Source organism: Allobosea sp. 2KB_26, from assembly GCF_052115715.1.
Classification (GTDB): domain Bacteria; phylum Pseudomonadota; class Alphaproteobacteria; order Rhizobiales; family Beijerinckiaceae; genus Allobosea.
Genome location: NZ_JBFRHE010000022.1, coordinates 35,005 through 55,763, shown reverse-complemented (window position 1 = coordinate 55,763; position 20,759 = coordinate 35,005). Strand labels below are relative to the sequence as shown.

Sequence of the window (20,759 nt, the reverse complement as noted above, 5' to 3'; positions counted from 1 at the left end):
CACAAGCTGGCTCACGATGGCGTCCCGCTCCCTGCCCGGATAGCCTTGATCATGCAGTTTGGAGTCCGCAATGAGCCTGGGTGAGATCGGGAATCTCGACCATACCGTCATCCTGTGCAGCAGGATGACGGAGACGCGCGCCTTCTATCGCGACATCATGGGCTTCCAGATCGAGCACGATCAGGAGAATTGGGTCAGCTTTCGCGTCGGGTCGAGCTTGCTCTCGCTTCGCCCTCGCGGACCATGGTCCGTTTGCGACGACGGCCCCATGCCTCCCGGCACAGCGGCGGTTCAACTGGCTTTTCGCGTGCCGCTTGAAGCGGTCGACCGTTGCCACGCGGAGCTACTCGCCAAGGGGGTCGCCATCCTGAGGGAGCCGACCGACTTGGCCAAATGGCGCCATCGCACGCTGTTCTTCGGGGATCCGGAGGACAACATCATCGAGATCTACGCCGAGTTTTAGGCTCCTTCTCGAACCTGCGGGTCCGTCAGATTCCGCTCCATGACGATGGTGCGCTCCTCGCCGTGATAGCTGTCGCGAACCGCCGTGAAGCCGAGCCTGGCATAGAACGGCTCGGCCGTAACGGAGGACGGAACGGTCAGGACCGCGACGCCCCTGTCGCGCGCCGTCTGTTCGACCTCTGCCATCAGACGCGTGCCGACACCCTGGCCCTGAACGTCGGGGCGCACGAAGACGCTCCGCACGACCCGCCCATCCAGGCTCGCCGTGCCGACGAGCTGTTCTGCCTGCATGGCAACGAACATCGTTCGCCTGGCCATCAGCTCCGAGACGGCAGCGGGGCTGAAGCCTTTCTCCACCCGTTCAATGATGTCCGCGGAATAATCCCTGGCATTGCTCTCGCGCAGCGCGGCGAGGATCACGGCGCTGATTGCGCCGGCGTCGTCCGACCGCGCAGAACGCACCTGGATGCTCATCACTCGCCTCAGCCGAACACGGGAGCGCCAGACCTAGCAGCCGATCCGGCAGAGGCCAACGGCTGACTACGCCACGACCGAGACACTCACCGCGCCGGACTGCTTGTCTCCTGCCAATCGATAAGCCCGACCACGGGCGGTGCGGTCGTCGTGGCGGCATCTCCGCCATGGGTCGCGTCGGACACAGGCTCGCCCCCTCGCCGCCCTTCCCTTTGGTCGTCGCTTACGGCTCTACTCTGCCCGAGACATGCTGGCCTGAGGCTGAGGACTGAGATGAGTGTGGATGTACGCGATGCCGCCGAGAGCGATCTCGCCGGCTGTCACCGCTGTCTTGATGACGTCGCCCGCGAGGGGCGCTGGCTCTCGCGGCTGAGCGCGCCGCCGATCGAGCATTACGCGGCGTTCGTCGCCGGCCTGCGCGAGGCCAACGCCCCGCAGGTCGTGGCGGTCGAGCGCGAGGTGGTCGGCTGGTGCGACATTATCCCGGACGCCTCCCCTGTTCGCGCCCATGTCGGCAGCCTCGGCATGGGCCTGCTCGCCAGCCATCGCGGCAAGGGCCTCGGCCAGCGCCTCCTCAGCCTGGCGCTCGACCGGGCGCGTCAGCGCGGGCTGGAGCGCATCGAACTCTCGGTTCGCCACGACAACGCGGCGGCGCGCGCCCTTTACGAACGGCTCGGCTTCCAGATCGAAGGGCGGCGCCGGCGCGACTGGAAATGCGACGGAATCTACCGCGACAGCATCCTGATGGCGCTGGATCTCGGAGCGCCTTAGTGGCCGCTCCCCCCCTTGTGTTCCTGTGACGCCGCCTCATGAAGGAGTGACATCGAACCAGGCCCTGGCGGACAAGCTCGGCCCGGTTTTCGCGGTCAACCCGACCTGCGCCGACGCCCGCCGCGCTCATCTGCGCCGGCCGCCGGAGCGTCAGGCCCTGCCGCGCCTCATTCATTCCGTCGTTGCGGCACCATCCTCAACATGTTCAGCTGGTCGCTCAATGAGGGAGACGGAGCGATGCACGACGATGACGCTGACGTCCTGGCAGACCTGAGCAGCAGCCAGTTCCTGATTGTCACAACCCTCCTCGACCTGTTGATCGACAAGGGTCTTGTTCAGCGCGGCGAGCTCGTGGCCCGCTACGACCAGCTCCTGGCGAATACCAAGGGCAACGCGGCCAGCATCTCGGTGCTTCAGCCCATTGTCAGCGTCCTGAGCTATCTTTCCCATGACGACACGCGCGGGAACGCGAAACCGTCCCATTGAGCAGGCTCCGCCCCCTTCCTTCCGCAGCCGCAGAGGCCCTGCGCCGAGGCGGTGACGCGAGCCTGGGCCCAAGGACTGGGGCGAGCGTCGAACGTGCGGTGCCGTGGTGAGTGATCTCGCCGGACCGCTGTCCTGGTGACATGCCCCGGGAGGCGCCACGGCACGCATCGTCCCGAGTCCTCAGCAATCGCTGAGCCTGATCGGGTTTATTCACCGTCCGCCCCTCACCGCTTGCCATACTCCGTGAAAACGTAATCCCGTGCTTTCACGCCCGTGTGGCAGGAAAAGCCGCACTTGGCGTCGTTCCCCTGCGGCGGCTGGTCGGTCAGCGTGCCCGGCGTGAACGTGTTGGCCGGGGCGTCATGGTTGAACACGGCCCACCCCCATCCGCCGCTATCTGAAAACCTGGTGCTGTCCTTCACCATGAAGTCGACGTCATGGAGAGTGCCCGGCACCGTCGTGTCCGGGAAGTACTGGTTCTTCGTCGGGTTCCAATGAATCTTCGCCATCTTGGCGCCATCTGGGAAAGGCTTGCCGTTCCCGGGAATGCCGGCCAGGTAGGCCTCGATCATCACGGGGTTGGCGAGGATCACGGCGACCAGCCTGTCATTCTGACTGGTGGCGACGACCTGCCAGCTTTCGTATCCCCTGAACTCGGAGAACGCGAGCCCACCCGGCACGCTCAGCGTGTACTTGTCCTGTTGGGCGAGCGCCATGCCGCCCAGGATGGCGAGCGCCGCGCCAAAGGCGACGGCGAAAGCGGCCGGCAGTTTGCGGGAAGGCGAGCGAGGCTGTTCAGACATGGCTCCCTCCTGATGACGGCGCTCGGAGCGACGCGCCTGACGCACCATACCACGCCTGCCTTGATCCAGCCGCTGGAAGGCCCGCCCCGCGGCGGCGCGCGCTTTCATGAAAAGCTCGGCTTCCCGATCGAAGGCCGGCACCGGCTGGAAGCACGACGGCGCCTACCCCGACAGCATCCTGATGGCGCTGGATCTGGGGGCTGGCTCGCCCGCGCTCCGTCGCTACAGCCAGCGCCCGACGCGGGCCTTGTAGGCGAGATAGACGTCACCGAACTTCCGATCGAGATAGGCCTCCTCGCGGGCGACCACGCCGTAGCGGATGACGAGAGAAAACGGCACCAGCAGGACGAGGAGCCACAGGCTGTCGAAGGCGACGGCGAGGCCGATGAGGCCGAGGAACATGCCGAGATAGATCGGGTTGCGCGTGAAGCGGTACGGCCCCGCATCGACGATCCTCGTCGTCGGCTGCGTGGTCTGGATTTGCGTGCCGGCGCGCCGGAAGGTCGTCGCCGCCCAGATCAGCAGGGCGAGGCCTGCGAGGAACAGGATGCCGCCGAGAGCGCCCGCCCGGATGTCCGCCGGCATGAACGGCAGCGGATAGAGCCAGTCGAGCGCGAGCCCGACAAGCGCCGCAAGCGCCCACGCGATCGGCGGCCGTATCGCTGCGCCTGACGTGTCGCGCAGCTTCCCGTTTGCGTCGCTCATGCCGCCGCCCCTCCGAAGCCCGTCCTCATCAAGGATGCCACCGCGTGCGATCATATCACCAGCCCTTGTCCAGGGCTCGCTTGCGGCACCTCCCGATCACGCCCCCCAGTGAGCGGAGCGGCGTGGTCACCGTGGCGGCTGGTGCGACATTGCCCCAGACGCCTCCCTGGACCGTGCGCATGTCGGCACCCTGGGCATGGGCCTGCGCGCCAGCCATCGCGGCCGCGGCCTCGGCCGGCGCCTGCTCACCCTGGCGCTCGACCGGGGCCGCCAGAGAGGACTCTTGCGCATCGCGCTCTTGGTTCTCAACGACAACGCAGCGGCGCGCGCGCTTCTATGAAAAGCTCGGCTTCCAGATCGAAGGCCGGTGCCGGCGCGACTGGAAGCACGAGAGTGTCTATCGCGACAGCATCCTGATGGCGCTGCACATCCACGCGGGCTGAGACTTTTTGAATTCGGATCTGGGTGACCGGAATTGGCCCATAGCGGACGCCGACAGTGTCAGTTTTCGGGTCGGTCCCTCACCGAAACTGAGTTAGCTGACACGGGCTCGACGTGCTGGCCGGTTCCGACCCGCTACCGAGGGAACGTGGTCAGGGGTTGCCCCTCCAGCATGCGGCATGGGCCGACGCCATGGCAATTTGGCGTGAGCACGACCGTCCACATAAACTCCGATCTCGAACGAGGTCTTACGAATCCAGAGACACAACTTGACGTTTGATAAGTCGCGATTAGCTCTGGTGGGATATCAGCCGCAAGCGTCGCAATTCTTCCACGATCACCGGGCCGAGACGCAGGGCGCCTACGTCGGGTATCCCCGCCAGCCATTTCCGCGCGGCGGCGGGCGTAAGGTGGCTGTCGGGAAACTCGGGCTGGAGCGCGGCGGCGGCAATCCGTGACAGGCCGAGCTCCATGAACGACCAGCCGGACTTGGTCGCGATGCCCAGCTCCAGCGCCAACGGGAAGTCGTAGATGTCGCCGACCATCCCATCTTGCTCGGTTTCGCGCAGGACCATCGCGAGGATATCGACATAGGCCTTGCCGAGTTGGACATACCGGAAGCGGACCTGGTCCTCTATGAGATCGAATTCCCGTCGAATGACATCGTCGACGACGATCTCCCCGGGATCCCTCACTCTGCTACGAGGGTTCTGCTCCCGCTTAATCCTGTTGGCCTCGCGCCTCTTCTCGTTGCGTCTTTCCTCACGCCTGACTGCTTTGGCGAGCAGGGCCGGATACGGCAGGCCGCGCATCCAATCGAGCGCCACGCCGGAGACTAGGCCAGCGAAGCCTTCGCTGCCCCGGTTTACCTCCCGGTGAATCCTCGTGAAGATCGCCCCATACGATGTCGAGGCGCTCCTCCCGAGCGGATTGACGGGCATCAGCGAACGCGTCTCTCCAGCGGCGACCTTTTCCAGCATGTTGTCGTAAAGTCGGCGCAGCCCGAAGGGGTCCACGGTCCAGTTGGTCGCGAGAAGGCTCGCGGGCAAGGCGATGTGCTTGCTGGCGGCGATGCTCGCCTCGGTCAGCCTGACCCGCAGGCCTGCGTCGAGACTCCCAAGGGTGCGGTCGACATATCCTTGGACGTCGTCTCCGGCCGCTCTCGAGATCAGCAGGCCGGCGGCGGCCCTTACACGCGTCGCGTCGTCGTCGTTGGGCAGCTCGGGTGGCATTGCCCCCTCCAGTGCCGCAACCAGGCGGTCGGGCACGTCCGATGCCGTCTTCAAGAAAGATGACTGCACCTCGTAGCCGACAAACGCGTCGAGAGGCTTTTCCGGCCAGTCCTCGTAGTCAACGAGGAACACGTTGCCCACGATGTCCTTGGACATGCGTCCCGCTCGCCCGGCGAAGTTCCACAGTGCGGCAGGGTCGAGAGGCTTCCCTGTTCCCCTGGTAGGCGTGTCGATGAAGACGTTCTTGGCGGGAAGATTGATGCCCTCGAAGAGCGTGGTGGTGCAGGCGAGGAACTTGACGTGGCCGTCTCTGAACGCGCCCTCCAGGGTCTCGCGCAGGAGCGTCGGCATCTTTCCGTAGTGGAACGCGACACCCTTCCGGATCATTCCGGCGAGGGTATAGTCCGCATGGATGTGCTCCTTCACGAAGTGTGCGATCTCGGCCAAGGCGGGATTAGCGTCGTCCATCCTCCCGTGGGCCAGTTGCCTCGCGACTTTCTCCGCGTCGGTCGGACCCGTAGCGTAGACGAGCGAGCCGCCCTCCAAGCCAAGCTCCAGCGCCGCGGCCGCGAGACGGCTCTCTGGCACGTCGAATCCGCGCTCGCTCCTCAGGTTGCCAAGCGGGCGCGGACCCTCCGGCGTTAGCAGCTCCAGCACGAGCGCGTTCGCGGCCTCCGCCTTCCTTACCTGGATCCTATTTTGGAGTACGGACGGAAGCTCGGAGCGCGCCACGTTCATGTCGGGGACACCGATTGTCGCTCCAATCGTCTCGAACCCCCTTGCGCCGGGCGCCAGCAGAACGAGGCGGGTGGCGCCACTCCTGCGGACGGCCTGCTCGATGGTGTCCTGGAGGATCATGCCTCGGGAACCGTCGGACAGGTTCTGTGCCTCGTCGACGACGACGAGGTCGAAGGTGACGGAGGACACGGCTAGGAGGACCTGCAATCGCTCCTGCGTCAGCACGAACACCTGTCGGGCCGGCGCGGCGGGGTCGATCGTGGGCACCGTGGAGACCCTGATGTCGGCCCCCTCTCCTAGGCGCTTCTGGATCTTGGCGCTCACCTCAGACAGCAGCGCCCGGGTCGGCGCCACGTAGACGGCACAGAAGGCTTCCGCCCGCTCAACTCGCCGGCACAGATGCTCGATGACGAGGAACGACTTGCCGGCCGAGGTCGGCGCCGAGACGGCGATCGCGCTGGCCTCGGGCAGCTCATCCCAAGTGTCCTTCTGGAAGTCGGTCAGTGGCAACCACTCGGCGCCAACCCGTACGCTGTTCAGTTCCCGGGAGAGCGTCCGGCGAAGTGCGTCGAGGAAAGAAGATCCGGTCTCCGGACCAGGCCGGGCGACCCGCGCCAGCGCGGGAAAGTTGCCGAGGTCTGTCAGGATGCGGCGGCCGCGCTCGTACGCCCCTTCGTTACCGGCAGCGACAATCAGCGCGTTCAGCGCAATGGACTGGGCCATGCGCCGATAGCCGAGATGTTCGGTTTGCACGAAGACCCCGGCGCAGTAGAGGAGCTTGTGCAGTTCTTCGTCAGAGGGAGGCTCCGACGCCCGCTCGAGTTCGGCGGCGATTGAACGCGCGGCACCGGAGCGCTCCAGGCGCCCGAGGATCTCGGAGAACGCTTGGTGGCCCGCCATGCGGTCCGAGAGGTCCAGTGCGAAGCTCATGCCCGGTCCTTGCTCCCCGTCTCCAGGTCGTCGTCGATATCAATTTCGTCACCGTCCAGCGGTAGGTCCCGCTCCTGCACGCCCATCGCCCCGTAGAACGCCCTGCGGAGCGCCCGCACATCTGGCACCGCCACGAAGAAGACGATGGCTTTCGCGGGGTCCGCGCGATGCTTCAGTAACTGCTTCCGGGCGGCGTGACGCAGGGCGCCATGATCGGCGGAGTACCGGTCGGCGAAGTCGCGCTCGTGGATGTCTGGGGGCTGGTCGTCGCGTATGGGGAGGCGCTTGCCAAAGTGGCTCGGCTCCGAGTGGCAGATGACCCCGACGAACCGTTCCCTGCGCTGAAGTTCCGGATGTCCTATGACGTCGAAGTGGTCGAGGGCGCGCTGCCTCGACTCGCCCTCGAGTGCGTCTAGGTTCCCGAGGTCGGCGACGATCTCGTACTCCCGGAGGTATTGGCGGCGGTCCGAGAGGAACTCGGCCGCAGACTCCGCGTAAGAAGCAACACCCCGCCGTCCGTCACCTGAAAGCTTCGACTCGAGGAAATAGACGGTCAGCGAGCCGTTCTCGTAGAGGGCATGGATGCCATCCAGCCCGTGGATGGGCATGTTGGCTGCCGTCTTCAGCGACATCTTACTCGCCACCTGCGCAGCCCTGAGGTGCTCCTGCACCAAGCTATAGGCGAGAACTTCGCCGAGCTCGCTCGCTCGGCTGGGGTGTCGGGCATTAAAGTCTATGAATAGATTTTTCACCGCCGTGTAACAATTGGCGATGGCGGTCATGTCGCCCCCCGCGATTTCGCGGCGGAACTTCTCCTGCTTACGTCTCGGGAGGGCGTAGAACATACATTCCCGCCAGAGAAATTCAGCGAGGTCCGCGACCCTCGGCTTGTCCTCTGCAAACCGGACGTGCAGGAGGCCAGTGCGCGGTCCCTCCCAATCCGCGTCGTGGACAGCGCGAACGCAGCAGTTCACCACGCTGTCGATCCTGGACGGGTTTAGGAGTGTCGCAAGGGCACGGGCGAACGCATCGCCGTCCATGACATCGCCGTTGTGCCCGCAAGCGCTGTCGTCCGGCATCTCAGTCCCGTGCAAAGGAGCTTAGAGCACGGAACTCGCGCTTGCGAAGGCTGGGCCATTTGAACGGTTCGGGCAGGAGCATGGATCAAGCTGCGAGGAGGCTCCCGAATAGATCCCACAACCGCCAGATTCGCAACCTACGAGCGAACGAGCGCTTGCCGTTGCCACTAACTTCATTGCCCGCAGGGCCTCCGCCAATGAAGCCAGCGTCCCCGGTGCCGCGTTTGAGCGCTTTGTCTATGCCACTATCATGGCTAGGTGCACTTCAATTTCAACGAGGCTCCTAACGACCATCGCGGTTTTTTTGCTTGGTCAGCGTGCATGGCCTAACGGCACGCGAGCTCAACGTGGCGCCAGATCAGCACGTGGAGGAGCCGATCAAGATGATCCTTGGCGGTACTATGAACTTGGTCAACGAGATCGGCACGTTGAGGAACCGGTTCTCCGACGCGCATGCTCCGGGCGGCGAGATTCCGGTGAAGCCGTCGGCCCGGCACGCGGCACTCGCAGTCAACATGGCCACGTTCCTGATCGAGACGTATGTAGTGCAGCAAGGGAAGGCGCCCGCTTAGACCCGGGCCTTCCCCGTCGTTCGTCTAAGTTGCAATCCGTCCGTCTTCATGCTTAACAAAGAGACGACTTGCGGATAGATTTTGCTATGATGTTTCGTCATAGTTGAAACCATCGTGGGGCCGACTGCTCTCCGAGATTCGACCGTTATACTATATTCCCGGCAATATATATGCGAATTCGCATAAGAGTATCCGCAAGTCGTCCATGCCTACGCCATCGCCTGAACTTGAACGCTTGAAGAAAGCAACCGACCTCAAGGGCGTCGCCTCGCTTTTGAACGTCAAGCCGGCTCAGCTTTCGTATGCTCTCTACCATATGCCGCCGGCCATTAAATACCACTCGTTCACGGTGCCGAAAAAGCGCGGTGGCAACCGCACGATCAGCGCTCCCCATGGCGGTCTGAAATACATCCAGAAGCAGCTCGCCACGTTGCTGCTCGGCATCGAGAAAGAGCTAGAGGGAGATCGTCGCAAGAGCTCGATCCTTGCGCACGGCTTCAAGAAAGAGCTCTCGATCATCACGAACGCCATCCGTCATCGCAACAAGCGATGGGTGTTCAATATCGACCTGAAGGACTTCTTCCCGTCGATCAATTTCGGCAGGGTTCGCGGCTTTTTCATCGCGAACAACCAGTTCGCGTTGCCCCCCAAGACCAGCACTATCCTGGCTCAGCTAGCGTGCCACGATAACGCGCTTCCTCAGGGAAGCCCTTGCTCACCACCCATCTCCAACCTGATCGCCAGCATCCTGGACTACCGGCTGAACCGGTTGGCCCGTGAGTGCAATTGCACTTACACGCGATACGCCGACGACATCACGTTCTCGACAAACGAGCGGGAGTTTCCGGAACGGATCGCCGTTCTGGATGGCCCCAACGCCTGGCAGCCGAGCGACGAGCTTGCGTCGCGCATCGTTTCCTCGGGCTTCGAGATCAATTCCCACAAGACGCGGATGCAGTATCGAGACTCTCGTCAGGACACGACGGGCCTCATCGTCAACCGGCACCTCAACGTCCCGGTCGAATACTGGAAGCAGGCCAGGGCGATGTGCCACCGCCTGTTCGTCGACGGCCAGGCCTATCGAGTTTTCGACGGTAAAAAGGAGCCGATCTCGCTCGATAGCCTGAGGGGGCGCCTGAATTTCATCTATCACATTCGCAGACTGACGCAGAGCAAAGGCAAGCCGGACAAGTCGAAGGGCATTCCGGGATATCGGCGACTTTTCGCGCGCTTCCTGAATTACAACGCGTTTTGGTCGATCGAAAAGCCCGTTATCGTCTGCGAAGGTAAGACGGATGGCATATACCTGCGGAGCGCCATCCGCTCCCTCCATGCCAAATTTCCGGGCTTCTTCGAGACCGTCGACGGTAAGATCAAGATCCGCCCATCGTTCTTCAAATATACCACGAACACTCGCGAGGTTCAGGATCTGTCGGGCGGCAACGGGCAGCTGAAAAATCTCGTGGCGCAGTACAAACACCGGACGAAAGGCTTCAAGGGCACGCCGAAGGCGCCCGTGATCATTGTCACCGATTGCGACACCGGGGCGGTCGACCTGTTCAAGGAAGTGAGCAAAATCGTCGGCACGACGGTGGCCGGTGATGACCCATTTTATTACCTTCATACAAACCTATATGTCGTTCCGGTTCCGAAACTCGGGCTTCCGGAGACGGCGATCGAAGACCTTTTTGAGAAGTCACTGCTCGACACCAAGATCGACGGAAAGACCTTCGACAAGACGAATCATGAGCAGGACGGCGGCAAATTCTACTCGAAGTTCACCTTCGCCACGAAGCTCGTTGCAGCTTCGAAGGTGCCGCTCGACTACAGCCGTTTCGAGCCGCTCCTCCAAGCGATGTTAGATGTCGAAGCCGACTACGCGACTCGGTTAGCCACCGTCCCTCCAACCGTGCTGCCCGCGCACTAGTTCACGGCCTATGCGCGACATGCATATGCCTGACCGAAGCGCTCAGTACAGCGGGGGCCGCCCCAGCGGTTCCGCCGTTGGAAAACCTGCCTCTGCGCGCGGCGGTTGATCCATCGGCGGGCCTGCCATCAGCCCAGGCTCCGGCTCGGCAAGTTGCTCACCCAAAGGCCCCGCAAAACTCCGCACCTCACCCAGCTCCGCCCCCTGCAGCGCCTGCACGATCTCCCCCACCACGCCCTGCAGCTCGACAATCGCCTGGGCCATCCCAGCCAGCGCCGGCTCGGCCTGCGGCTCGGCCGCCTGCTCCGCCGCCCCGCGCGAAACCATCTGCGCCGCCATCGCAGCCTCGAGCGCAAGCTCGGCCTTCCCCGCTTCAGCCTGTTTGCGGCGGGCTTCGGCCTGCTTGGCCAAAAGCTCCGCCTCGCGCGTCGCCAGTTCCATCTGCCGGGCCGCCTGCTGCGCCGGGTCGGGCGGTGGCGGCTGCATCGGCTGCGGCAGCGGCTGGCCTGCCTTCTGCGCCTTCAGCGCGCGGATTTCGGGCGGCAGCACCGTTTCCAGGCGCTCGCCGATCTCGTCGGCCAGCTGCCAGTCCTGGGCCTTGGCGACGAGGTCGAGGATCAGCGGCGCGGTCTGCGGCGCCGCCTGGATGAAGGCGGTCATGCCGTCGCGGACCTCCTCGCGCTTGGTCGCATAGCTCGGCCCCATCTGCAGCGCGACATCATAGGCGCCGGTCGTCACGTCATTCGAGAGCCGCGGCGTCATGCCGTCGGCCGCAACGCCGCCGAGCTGGTTGATCCTGATCTCCTGCGTCTTGCCGTCCTCGCCGATGATGCGCAGCACCCGGGCCGTATCGTAGATTTTGGGTATCAGGTCGACCAGGATCTTGCCGGTATGGCGGATCGCGCGGGCCCAGTTGTCGATATAGACGTAAGTGCCGGTGTCGCCCTCGCGCTGGCGCGCCAGGATCGCCCTGCCGCTGGTCTCGTTCGAGCGCTGGCCGAGCGAGGCATTGTAGATGCCGATCACGGCCTGCATGTCGCGCGCCGCCCGCTCGATGCCCTCGGCAATCCCCTGCGAGGAGACCGCCGGCTGCACGCGCTGCGGCGGAATGCTGCCATTGGCGCCATCGGGCGTATAGGGCAGATAGGCGTGGTTGCGGCGGTTCGCCGTCTCCCAGATATCCTGGTACTGCTCAAAATTCTTCTCGGTGCCGATGAAGGGCGCCTTTGGCTGCAGCGCCGTCACCTCGGTCTGCGCCGACGAGAGATAATTGTAGCTGCGCTGCGGGTCCTTGGCGAAACGCACCACGCCATGGCGCAGGATGCGCCGGCCGATGCGGACCTCCTCGCCGATCACCGGGACGATCGGAATGAGCGAGCCCGGCCAGAGCTCGGGCCCCTCGACCACCTCATGGGCGGTGACGAGCGAGCGATAAAGCCGGAAGGATTCGCGCGTCTCGACACGGATGCCCGCCGCCTTCAATTCCGCGGCCCGGGCCGCGTCATCGGAAAGATCCTCGATCGCGCCGTCATCCAAGAGCGCCAGCGTCTTCTTCCCCGGCGTCTTGCACCAGTATTCGCCGACGCGGATCGTGTCGGCCGCGATCCAGTCGCCGCGCGTCGCGCCCGCCGCCCCGCTTGGTGCGAAATCGGTGATCGTGGCGTCCGGATAAAGCGCCTTGAACTTTTCGCGCGACATGTCGAAGGGCACGAGGCATTTCAGGGCGTCCTCGCGCGTCGGCAGCACGGCGTCGATATCGAACATCACGCCGAGCGCATCCTCGATCGGCGCGATGCGGATTTCCTGGTTGAAGGTGCTCTCGCCAGCATATTCGGTCTTCACGCGCCAGGCGCCGATGCCGCAGGTGACCTGGCTGTCGGCGCCTTGAAAATAGACGCCGGGCGCATCGGAGCGGTTCTCGACATAGCGGATCACACCCGCCAGCGCCTCGGCCTTCTCCGGATCGCCCTGGTCGTCGACGGGGATGACCTTGATCGCCGGCCGCATCTGCCGCATGTCGCCGGTGACCTGGCGGACATATTGCGGGATCTGGTTGATGGTCTGGACCGGGCGCCCTTCCTCGATGCGCGCGGCTTCGATCTCTTCAGGCCATTGGTTGCCGGCGCGGAATTCGAGATCGTCATAGCCGGCCTCGATATTGGCCCGCTCGCGCTCCATCCAGTCGTCATAGACCTTTAGCGCATCGCGCACGATTTTGGCCTTGTCGTCGTCGGAACCCATGTGGGCCGTGATCTCGCCGGCCTCGGGCTTGTCTTGGGCTGTCATGTTCATGCCGCCATCCATCCGCCGGACTTGCCGGCGAGCCTGAGCTTGCGCTCGGCCCGCGCCATCCGCGGCTCCTCGTAAACGACGCAGGCGAGCCCAAATGCGTCGGCCGCGTGCGAAGCCCAGTCATGTTCGGGGCCGAGATCGATATCGCGCGCCTCGTGCTTGCGGGCGTGATAGGCGCCGAGCGCCTCGAGCCCGGCCGTGGTCGTCGCCTCGTTGATCCAGATCACGGGAAACAGGCGCCGCGCCGCCTCGATGCGCTGCATCGCTGCGCCCTTGCCCTGGTTCGGCACGACCGTGACCTCGAAACCGGCCTCGCGCAGCGCGCTCTCATAGGAGACGTCATAGACCTTGTCGTTGCTCGCCCCGTCATGGGGCAGGATGCAGAGCGCGCTGCCATAGCCATTCGCGCGCAGCCAGGTGACATGGCTGGCGAGCGGCTGTCCCTGCGCCTCGTAATAGTTCAGCACGCGGATCTCGCGGCCGACGAATTGCATGATCCAGATGGCGCAGGCATCGGCCTTGGCGCCGGTGCCGCCAATGTCCCAGATCGCGCGGATCGTCATCAGCGGGTCGGGCCCGACGGCCCCCAGCCTGCCCTGGCTGCGCATCTCGGCGAGCTGCGTCGCGTAATAGGCGCCGACCGAGATGCTGGCATAGCCGCCTTCCCAGATATGGTCGTATTGCTCGGCATTGTCGCGGCGGCAGTCCTGCCGTTCCCGTTCAAGCACGCTCGGAAACCATGGGTTGTGCCTCCAATTGGCCTGGACGACGACGGCGCCGGTCGGCGGGCTCGCGCCGCGCAGCAGCTGGTCGATCGGGTCCTGCCTTCGGCGCGGGTTCCAGCCGCACCAGATCTCGGAGCCTTCCGCACGGAGCGTCGGGCGCAGCAGGCTGAGCGAACGGGCCGAGATCGTCTGCGCCTCCTCGATCCAGGCGCGCTTGAACCCTTCCAGCGACTTGATCGATTCCGCCGTGTGGTCCTGCATGCCCTGGAAGATGATGGCGCCGTCGCCCGGCGTCTGGATCGTGTCGCGAAAGATCTTGAAGCCCTCGGCCTGGCCGAGCCCGAATTCCGCGAGTTTTGTCTCGATCAGGCGCTTGGCGCTCTGTTTCAGCGTCTTCTGGACCTCGCGGATGCAGACCGAAAGCAGACCGCGTTCGCGCAAACTGTCCTCGACCAGGAGGCCGGCGAAGAAATGCGATTTGCCGGAGCCGCGCCCGCCATGGGCGCCCTTGTAGCGGGCCGGTTCCAGCAGCGGGGCAAAGACCCTAGCCGTCGGAATGTCCAGTGGGGTCGACGATGACACGGCGAATGGCCTCGATGCGGGCGCCCTCCGCGCCGGGGGCAGCGGCGGGCGGCGGCTTGTCGCTGTATTTCTGCGGCTGGAGCCTTGCGGCCATCCATTTGCGGGTTTCGATCTGGAGCTTGCGCTGGTCGGCGCCCCTGGCGGTCTCCGGCGCGGGTTTGCCGGCCCTCCCCGCCTCGCCGCTCTTGGCCGCCTCGCCCTCGGCGGGCGCGTCGGAAATCTCGAGGATTTCGTCGAACAGCGTATCGGCCCGGAATTCGCGCGCCCTGGCATATTGCCCGCGAAACCCCTCGTTCTCCTCCAGCCAGCGGAAGACCGTGCCGGTCGTCGGCATGCCGGCTTCAGCGCAGATCGCGCGCAGGCTCTGGCCATCGGCGATGCGCTCGCAGATCATGTCCGCGAGCTTTTGGGTGAACAGCAAGGAGCGCGCCATCGCAGCGGGTCCGGACATGAAAAACCCCGCTTGGGGCGCGGGGTGGGAGATGGCGGGGGCTGCGGAGGCCGCTGGCGCTGGCGCATCACCGATCAGCGGCGGTACCGACGTTCCATCGCCTGGCCCCCGATGATCGTCAACGCGACGACGGATAGCCCTGCGACGAAGGAAAACGCGCCAAAGGTCGTCTTCCAGTAATACTGGACCGCGATGAGATTGATGACGCAGAAGGCGCCGATCACATAATTCGTCATGTCATTCGCGACCTGTTCGCCATGACATCTAACGCAAGGTCGCGCGCGCCTCTATAGGCTGTGAACCCATAGAATCGTAATGGTCGAGGCTGTTCAACGCCGCGATCATGCGAAGATTTCCACATCTCCTCCCCCGAGAGCGATCACCCAAAGGCCACCGTTCTCTGCCGGCAGGTTGACTTGCCATCCTTCGTAGCCAGCAGAGTAGTTGAAAGCGTCCAATCTGACGGCGTCCTCAAATCGTATTGAGAGGTCAGCCGTTTCTCGGTCGACAGCGACACCGACAATTACTTTCTTGTCTAGAATACCGTTGACGAGGGCTTCCCCATCCACGGGGGCTGGCAAGCCAAATTGCTGACCGTCGTCCCCACCAGCGAACGCAATTCGCCCGTTCGCTACAATTCGCCAAGGGATCGGCAGAGAGATCACTCCACCGCCAGCAAGGTTGAGCGCCCAGTCCCATTCCCGGCGCTCAATCGAGCCGCACCTTCCAATCAGACGTTGTTCCAAGCGAGACAGCCATTCTTCATCCATGGAGCCAGCTTAGCGCACTGGAGAACCTCCGCTAGAGGAGAGATCATGAGCCGTTGCGGAAGTCCGTCGGATGTTGCTCTCTTGATGCTTGCTTTCCCAATTGGTGCATCATGCTCCCCTATAGGCCAGCCACGCTCGCTAGCGCATTCCTGCTCGTTTTGGCTGCCCCAGTGAGAGCCGAACAGCCCAAGCGCATCGACGGCCTTGGCTGCTGGCAGACAGAGGTTCACGTGATCAAACGCGTAGGGATAATCTATTCCGCGTTCTGCTTTCTAAAAGGAGGACGCCTTTATTTTTCAGGGATGCACGGCACCTCGGGTGAAAGCTATGAGGCCGCGCGCAGGTCGAGATCGACGGGAAGGAGTGCGCTATCGAACGCTCGAGCGATGGGGCGGCGTTGCGAATTCCTAAATGCTCGAATTTCGCGGCGGAGTGGCAAAAAGCGCGCCCCCAGGATGTGGTTCCAATACCTCGATAGACCGTTGGCTCCCCCTGCCGAAACATTTACCGCGACGGGCGCCTTGACGCTTATCACCCAATAGAGAAACCCGCGCGGGGCGGGAGATGACGGGAACCGCGGAGGTCGCTGGTGCATCGCGCCTGCGGATCACCGCTCGGGGGCAAAGCCGACCTGCGATCGCCTGGCCCGCGATGATCGTCAACGCGACGACGGATAGCCCTGCGACGAAGGAAAACGCGCCAAAGGTCGTCTGCCAGTAATATTGGACCGCGATCAGATTGATGACGCAGAAGGCGCCGATCACGTAATTCGTCATGTCATGCGCGACCTGTTCGCCATGACATCTAACGCAAGTCGGACGCACCCCTGGTGGATTGATCGAGACGGAAGAGACCTGTTTGGCATTCCCCGCGCCGCTGCGGCATCCGACATTGCGGGATGCGTACTGGTATCAGCATCGACATTACGGCTTCGGACAGGGCTCGGCTTGAAGCGATCGTCGCTGGAGCCACAAGGCTGTCCCGATAAATTTGGCGTGATTGTCATACTTCCAACAGGGCACCAGCGCTTCTTGCAAGGCGGGGGACTTCTAGAAGGAGGTCGTGACCATGAAACTCCGTTTTCCGATCGCACTCGCCGCTTCAACGATCGTTTTGACAGGCCAAGTCATGGCGGCGGAAGTGGACATGTCGAAGCTCACTTGCAAGGAGGTCGGCGCTATGCCTGCCGCGCGGACTATTGCCGTCGCCATGTGGGTGAGCGGCTATGTCCATGGCAAAGCCGGCAATGCCATGCTGGACGGTGACAAGGCGCATGCCAATGCCGAGAAGATCGCTGACTATTGCAAAGCGAATCCCGCTGCCACGCTGACGACCGCGGTAGAGGCGGTCGCCAAGTCGTAGCAGCCTATTGAATGATGGCTAGCTGAGTGGCCCCCGATGAAGGGGCTTGGCTTCCGGCCGACCGTGACTGCGCCGGCCTGAAACGCGGAAGCGCCCGGCCATCCCTGGCCCGGGCGCAAATCACCACCTTGAATAACGGCATAGCATGCACAAAAAACGCATGTAAACCCCACGCATGCGATTCTTGTGCACAAGCTCAACCTGAGCCGTTAGGTTCTGGCATTGGGCGCGCGGCGGACGCTGCCGCTGAGGGCGTTTCCGGGGCGTTGAGGTGCGCGACCAGGCCTTCACGGAGACCGGCGCCGCGTTGTGGGCCTTGAACGCGCTGTCGTTCGCGCCGGGACCTGCCGGCACGCCCTGTCGATCCTGCGCCAGGAACGCAAGACGTTCGCGCCGCCCTCAAGGAACAAGCCAACGGCTCGTGAACCTCTGGCCTTGCCGATAGGTCAGGATCGATTTCTCTGCCTGGTCACAGGCCTCCACGAAGGGCTCTCGATCCATCGAGAACTCCTTGTCGGATACGAACGCCGTCACGAAACAATGCGTGCGGTATTCTCCAAGAATTCGGTTGCGCATCTTGAGGTTCGTTCGCGCAAAGGCCGTTTCCAGCGATCGCCCCTTGAACTCGGAAACCCCGTAATCGACGAGTTCCGTCTCGACGGTCATCAATTCCCAACGATCCTGCAGCTGGCTGCGGAGCCAGAGGGCCAATGCGGGATATTTGACGCCGGCCCGTTCCGAGCGTCCCTCGACGAATTCCTTCATCTCATTGCCGAGAGCGCCCTCGAATGCACGCGCCAGGGCACCGTGCTCGCGCTGGAGGTCAGCCTGTCGCTGAGCCTTGAGCGTTTTCTCGTCCTGGTTCCTTTCGGACGCGAGGCGCTTTTCGTCGTCCACGCGTCGGCGACGATCGGCTTCCTGTTGAACGTCGCGCGCCTTGGCATCGGCCAACGCTTTCTGGCTGGCCTCCACCTCGACGGGAGAGACCCAGACCGGGAAATAGCGGAATGGCAGGTTGTCCCGGCGCAGCGCTGCCGCAACGGTTTGCAGCTCCGTGCCGCTGGCATAGACCGCGCCGCATTGTCCTCGCTTGCTTGCAATGAACGAGGCCTCCACCGAGGTTGCAACAAAGGTCGGGGGACCCTTGAGTTCCTCGGTCAATTGCGGGGCGTGGGCGCGCAAGACCTGTTCATGCGCCTCTCTCGGATCAACGCCGGCCATGCAGATGACGGAAGACCGCGTTTCGAGCAGGGCAAGGGCAAAGCCAGGCTGGCTGCCCTTCTCGACAGCAGCTTCAACTTCGAGCGCACGCACGGCTTCCGCCTGCACCAAGGCCTGGGCCTGGCTCGCCGTCGAGGTCGCCATCACCGCCAGCAAGCCTGAGTCGAGCGCGGAGAGCAGCGTGACGATATCGCCCCCCTTTTCTTTCAGCCATTGGCCACGCGCCACAATGACCAGGTCATTGGCGGTGATCATGCGCAGATCGCAGCGCGGAATCGGGAACTTGAGTGACTGATTCCAGTCCTTCAACGTCGCATTGAGCGCGCGGACCCTTGAGGCCTCCAGAGCTCCGGGATGGGGCTGGCAGGCGATCGTCCTGGTGCTCTCGAAAACGAGATCCCCCTTGATGTTTCTCACGACGGAGGGAGCGTTTCCGGTATCGTTGTGAAGGATGAGAATGTCATCCTCAGGTCCCTCAAACAGGACCCGGTTCTTTGCCGTCAGCGCCTTCGTTACGGTCGCCGCCTCGCTGAGCCCGTCCTTCAACGACTCAAATTCTCCGACAAGGCGTGCGACCGTGGCATCGTCGCTCTCGGACGAGGAGGTTTTCAGTTCATCGCCAAAGCGTTCGGCCACGGTCCGCCAGCGCGCAGGCAGCGGCAAGGCCAACGCGCCATCAATGGTGCGACGCGCCTCTGCCAACGAAGCCAATTGTTGCTGACGACGAGCAAGAGCAGCGTCTGCCCGGTCGAACTTCGCTTGCAGCGCCGTGTACCTGGCGTGAAGCGCGACAATTCGTGTCGTGGTTCCGCTATCCCAGGCCGCCTTGCCTGAGCTCGCCGCATCCGGGATGCGCTGGTCCAGCCGACTGGCCGTCGCAGACGACATCACACCGTCTGACGGCAACCCTTCCGCTGTCTGGAAGGCTGCGATGGCGACGCGCGTGCCGCCCCCATAGATTCCATCGACCGTGTCCGATGCCGGGATGTAGCCCGCTGTCTGCAGCAAGCCTTGCAAACGGAGATGGTCGACAACGGATCGCGATGCTTCTTCGCGCGCGGTCAGCGGAAACTCGCGCTCAACCCGGGCTCTCCAGAAGTCGCGATTGCGCCTGTATTCGCCCGTCAGGCAAGAGACTGCACCCGCCAAACGCTTCGGAGGCACCGCGCCCTTTTCAGGCACGCCGCACCGTTCCTTGGCGACCCGGCTCTGGTCAAACGCCTCCTGCTTGAGCTCTTCGCGTTGAGCGGGAATGAGATGCCGGAGAACGTAGTAGGGCTGGAACATTTCGAGATCGAGCCGCTTCAGCCCGTCATCGCCGCAAATCACCTTTTCGATCGGCAGCTTGGATTTCGCGCAGTCGAATGACGGTTCGATCTTTGCGGGCGCAACGGGCTTTGGCTTCGGCAGCGGCTGATTGACGATTGCGACAAATTCCGCTTCGAGACCGGCGGCTTCGCCGCGCAGCTCGGTCGCGGCAAGGGCGGCCCTTTGCTCCACCCGTGCTTTCAGCGAGGACAGCTTGTCGAGCGCCGCGAGCCGGCCCATTTCCACCTGCTCGATCTGGGCGAGTTGAAGTCGCTCGCGACGGAACGCTTCGACAGCCTCCTGCGACGGCGGATTGTCGGCGGTTCCTGCAGTTGAAACGCGCCGCAGAAGCGTTTGCGATTGCGCACGCACCACATCGGATCGTGAATCCCGGTATGGTTCAACCTCGGTTCGCAGGCGGGCGAGTTCGACAAGGCGTTGACGACCTTCCACGCGGGCCAGTCGCTGCTGGCGCCCATCCGGGCTTTCGACATCGACGATGACGATGGGCGTACCCGTGAGATGCAGGTCAACCGCGGCGCGCCCATCGACGACCACTGATTTCCCGCTGCTGTCGCGGCGGCCAAGGGCCTGATCGCACATCGTGGCCACGGGCGCGCCCGTCTCGTCTGCCACGGTGCATTGATAGCCGGTCCGCAGGTTTGATGGATCAAGGCGAATGCACTGGGAGCGGATGGAGGAAAGTCGCGGATCCCCAGGCGCGATCCCGGCCTGGATGAGGCGCGCAGGGTTTACCCCCTCGCGGGACAGAAGACGTTGCAGGCAATAAAGCCTCTGCTCCGGTTCCCGGGACCAGGCATCGCGCGCTGCCTGCATCTGTGCCGCGGCCATCAGCCCCCCGACAGCCCCGAAGATGCCTTCCATTCCCTGCGCCGCAACATTCGTAGCACTGACGCAGCTTGCCAGAACGGCAAACAGTCTTCCCAACGACATCATCTACTCCCCAGCCCGCTCTACTTTGCAGCCCTACCTGTGGGGAAGGCAAGTTCCGCTGCGATCTCACCAGGCGTTTTCGGCAGAGCCCCCGTATTGTGGGAAACCGCGCAGATAGCTCAGGCCCCTCACGGCGGCAGCGCCGCGCCGCTCAGCGCTGCGTCAACCGGGTGATCTTTGCTTCGGGAACCCCGGCGAAGGTGTTTGCCAGCAGATAGTACGGGCTGGACTGCACCCATCTCTCGCAGTCAAGCGCGGGTGAGCCCCCCTGCTTCACGTCGACGGCTCAACGAAGCTGCTCTCACGCGCTCTGCGCTTCTTTGCGCCTCCGGCCGGGTGCTGCCTGCTGCGGCATCCGTTCCGGGCCCGGACGTGCTGCGGTCATTCGAACAGCTTTGCCAGCCCGCCCTCCCTGACCAACTCAAGCGGCGCCGAGGGGCGATCTCGCTGCACTTACCCCTTCCCCTGCTGCCG

At 63.7% G+C, this 20,759-nt stretch carries 20 protein-coding genes; 7 read left to right on the top strand and 13 right to left on the bottom strand.

From position 1 onward, the window contains the following. The first annotated feature begins 70 nt into the window (after positions 1–70). Positions 71–463: a VOC family protein gene (locus tag AB4099_RS31535; RefSeq protein WP_441480992.1), complete on the top strand. Its 393-nt coding sequence runs from the start codon at positions 71–73 to the stop codon at positions 461–463. Here the strand turns inward: AB4099_RS31535 and AB4099_RS31530 are convergent. Then, complete coding sequence (locus AB4099_RS31530) at positions 460–936, bottom strand: GNAT family N-acetyltransferase (protein ID WP_441480991.1); 477 nt, start codon at positions 934–936, stop codon at positions 460–462. The two genes, AB4099_RS31535 and AB4099_RS31530, sit on opposite strands and share 4 nt — an antisense overlap. Before the next feature lie 273 nt (positions 937–1,209). Between AB4099_RS31530 and AB4099_RS31525 the strand changes: the two genes are divergently transcribed. After that, a complete protein-coding gene (locus tag AB4099_RS31525) occupies positions 1,210–1,707 on the top strand; it encodes a GNAT family N-acetyltransferase (RefSeq protein WP_441480990.1) in 498 nt (165 codons plus the stop codon). 237 nt (positions 1,708–1,944) lie between these two features. Beyond that, the gene (locus AB4099_RS31520) at positions 1,945–2,193 is read left to right on the top strand and encodes a hypothetical protein (RefSeq protein WP_162768336.1); all 249 of its coding nucleotides are present in this window, start codon (positions 1,945–1,947) and stop codon (positions 2,191–2,193) included. A 224-nt stretch (positions 2,194–2,417) separates the two neighbouring features. On the opposite strand, the gene AB4099_RS31515 is transcribed toward AB4099_RS31520, so the two are convergent. From AB4099_RS31515 to AB4099_RS31505, 3 genes are all read right to left on the bottom strand, one after another. Further along, positions 2,418–2,996, bottom strand: coding sequence for a cytochrome P460 family protein (locus AB4099_RS31515; protein ID WP_441481006.1), 579 nt, complete (start codon positions 2,994–2,996; stop codon positions 2,418–2,420). Between the two features lie 222 nt (positions 2,997–3,218). After that, positions 3,219–3,701 (bottom strand): methyltransferase family protein, encoded by a 483-nt coding sequence (locus AB4099_RS31510; protein ID WP_441480989.1) that lies wholly within the window; start codon positions 3,699–3,701, stop codon positions 3,219–3,221. A gap of 55 nt (positions 3,702–3,756) precedes the next feature. Beyond that, a complete protein-coding gene (locus AB4099_RS31505; protein WP_441480988.1) occupies positions 3,757–3,882 on the bottom strand; it encodes a hypothetical protein in 126 nt (41 codons plus the stop codon). Between the two features lie 15 nt (positions 3,883–3,897). Between AB4099_RS31505 and AB4099_RS31500 the strand changes: the two genes are divergently transcribed. Beyond that, positions 3,898–4,041: a GNAT family N-acetyltransferase gene (locus tag AB4099_RS31500; RefSeq protein ID WP_441480987.1), complete on the top strand. Its 144-nt coding sequence runs from the start codon at positions 3,898–3,900 to the stop codon at positions 4,039–4,041. A gap of 391 nt (positions 4,042–4,432) precedes the next feature. On the opposite strand, the gene AB4099_RS31495 is transcribed toward AB4099_RS31500, so the two are convergent. After that, positions 4,433–7,042, bottom strand: coding sequence for a DEAD/DEAH box helicase (locus AB4099_RS31495; protein WP_441480986.1), 2,610 nt, complete (start codon positions 7,040–7,042; stop codon positions 4,433–4,435). Beyond that, positions 7,039–8,121, bottom strand: a complete 1,083-nt coding sequence (locus tag AB4099_RS31490) for a HamA C-terminal domain-containing protein (RefSeq protein ID WP_441480985.1) — start codon at positions 8,119–8,121, stop codon at positions 7,039–7,041. The genes AB4099_RS31495 and AB4099_RS31490 overlap by 4 nt, the downstream gene beginning before the upstream one ends. Positions 8,122–8,438: 317 nt before the next feature. Between AB4099_RS31490 and AB4099_RS31485 the strand changes: the two genes are divergently transcribed. Further along, on the top strand, positions 8,439–8,693 hold the full coding sequence (locus AB4099_RS31485; protein WP_441481005.1) for an abortive infection family protein: 255 nt from the start codon (positions 8,439–8,441) through the stop codon (positions 8,691–8,693). Positions 8,694–8,928: 235 nt separating this feature from the next. Then, positions 8,929–10,620, top strand: coding sequence for a retron Ec67 family RNA-directed DNA polymerase/endonuclease (locus AB4099_RS31480; RefSeq protein WP_441480984.1), 1,692 nt, complete (start codon positions 8,929–8,931; stop codon positions 10,618–10,620). A gap of 42 nt (positions 10,621–10,662) precedes the next feature. Here AB4099_RS31480 and AB4099_RS31475 read toward each other — a convergent pair whose 3' ends face one another. The 6 genes from AB4099_RS31475 to AB4099_RS31450 form a co-directional block, all read right to left on the bottom strand. Continuing rightward, complete coding sequence (locus tag AB4099_RS31475; protein ID WP_441480983.1) at positions 10,663–12,912, bottom strand: portal protein; 2,250 nt, start codon at positions 12,910–12,912, stop codon at positions 10,663–10,665. Then, on the bottom strand, positions 12,909–14,219 hold the full coding sequence (locus tag AB4099_RS31470; RefSeq protein WP_441480982.1) for a PBSX family phage terminase large subunit: 1,311 nt from the start codon (positions 14,217–14,219) through the stop codon (positions 12,909–12,911). Before AB4099_RS31470 ends, AB4099_RS31475 begins: the two co-directional genes overlap by 4 nt. Continuing rightward, positions 14,182–14,670 carry a terminase small subunit-like protein gene (locus tag AB4099_RS31465; protein ID WP_441480981.1) on the bottom strand — a complete coding sequence of 163 codons (489 nt, stop codon included), beginning with the start codon at positions 14,668–14,670 and terminating at the stop codon, positions 14,182–14,184. The genes AB4099_RS31470 and AB4099_RS31465 overlap by 38 nt, the downstream gene beginning before the upstream one ends. A gap of 74 nt (positions 14,671–14,744) precedes the next feature. Then, entirely contained in the window at positions 14,745–14,906 is a 162-nt protein-coding gene (locus AB4099_RS31460; protein WP_441480980.1) for a hypothetical protein, read from the bottom strand. 105 nt (positions 14,907–15,011) lie between these two features. Next, entirely contained in the window at positions 15,012–15,440 is a 429-nt protein-coding gene (locus AB4099_RS31455; RefSeq protein WP_441480979.1) for a hypothetical protein, read from the bottom strand. 407 nt (positions 15,441–15,847) lie between these two features. Beyond that, positions 15,848–16,216: a hypothetical protein gene (locus tag AB4099_RS31450; RefSeq protein WP_441480978.1), complete on the bottom strand. Its 369-nt coding sequence runs from the start codon at positions 16,214–16,216 to the stop codon at positions 15,848–15,850. Between the two features lie 292 nt (positions 16,217–16,508). Between AB4099_RS31450 and AB4099_RS31445 the strand changes: the two genes are divergently transcribed. Next, a complete protein-coding gene (locus AB4099_RS31445) occupies positions 16,509–16,802 on the top strand; it encodes an HdeA/HdeB family chaperone (RefSeq protein WP_441481004.1) in 294 nt (97 codons plus the stop codon). A 399-nt stretch (positions 16,803–17,201) separates the two neighbouring features. Here the strand turns inward: AB4099_RS31445 and AB4099_RS31440 are convergent, their stop codons facing one another. Further along, complete coding sequence (locus AB4099_RS31440; RefSeq protein ID WP_441480977.1) at positions 17,202–19,967, bottom strand: peptidoglycan-binding protein; 2,766 nt, start codon at positions 19,965–19,967, stop codon at positions 17,202–17,204. Positions 19,968–20,759: the final 792 nt, after the last annotated feature.

Excerpts from the sequence above, each read along its gene's own strand:
- AB4099_RS31535 (WP_441480992.1), top strand. The coding sequence starts at position 71 with ATGAGCCTGGGTGAGATCGGGAATCTCGACCATACCGTCATCCTGTGC.
- AB4099_RS31530 (WP_441480991.1), bottom strand. The coding sequence starts at position 936 with ATGAGCATCCAGGTGCGTTCTGCGCGGTCGGACGACGCCGGCGCAATC.
- AB4099_RS31525 (WP_441480990.1), top strand. The coding sequence starts at position 1,210 with ATGAGTGTGGATGTACGCGATGCCGCCGAGAGCGATCTCGCCGGCTGT.
- AB4099_RS31520 (WP_162768336.1), top strand. The coding sequence starts at position 1,945 with ATGCACGACGATGACGCTGACGTCCTGGCAGACCTGAGCAGCAGCCAG.
- AB4099_RS31515 (WP_441481006.1), bottom strand. The coding sequence starts at position 2,996 with ATGTCTGAACAGCCTCGCTCGCCTTCCCGCAAACTGCCGGCCGCTTTC.
- AB4099_RS31510 (WP_441480989.1), bottom strand. The coding sequence starts at position 3,701 with ATGAGCGACGCAAACGGGAAGCTGCGCGACACGTCAGGCGCAGCGATA.
- AB4099_RS31505 (WP_441480988.1), bottom strand. The coding sequence starts at position 3,882 with ATGCGCACGGTCCAGGGAGGCGTCTGGGGCAATGTCGCACCAGCCGCC.
- AB4099_RS31500 (WP_441480987.1), top strand. The coding sequence starts at position 3,898 with ATGGGCCTGCGCGCCAGCCATCGCGGCCGCGGCCTCGGCCGGCGCCTG.
- AB4099_RS31495 (WP_441480986.1), bottom strand. The coding sequence starts at position 7,042 with ATGAGCTTCGCACTGGACCTCTCGGACCGCATGGCGGGCCACCAAGCG.
- AB4099_RS31490 (WP_441480985.1), bottom strand. The coding sequence starts at position 8,121 with ATGCCGGACGACAGCGCTTGCGGGCACAACGGCGATGTCATGGACGGC.
- AB4099_RS31475 (WP_441480983.1), bottom strand. The coding sequence starts at position 12,912 with ATGAACATGACAGCCCAAGACAAGCCCGAGGCCGGCGAGATCACGGCC.
- AB4099_RS31465 (WP_441480981.1), bottom strand. The coding sequence starts at position 14,670 with ATGTCCGGACCCGCTGCGATGGCGCGCTCCTTGCTGTTCACCCAAAAG.
- AB4099_RS31460 (WP_441480980.1), bottom strand. The coding sequence starts at position 14,906 with ATGACGAATTATGTGATCGGCGCCTTCTGCGTCATCAATCTCATCGCG.
- AB4099_RS31455 (WP_441480979.1), bottom strand. The coding sequence starts at position 15,440 with ATGGATGAAGAATGGCTGTCTCGCTTGGAACAACGTCTGATTGGAAGG.
- AB4099_RS31450 (WP_441480978.1), bottom strand. The coding sequence starts at position 16,216 with ATGACGAATTACGTGATCGGCGCCTTCTGCGTCATCAATCTGATCGCG.
- AB4099_RS31445 (WP_441481004.1), top strand. The coding sequence starts at position 16,509 with ATGAAACTCCGTTTTCCGATCGCACTCGCCGCTTCAACGATCGTTTTG.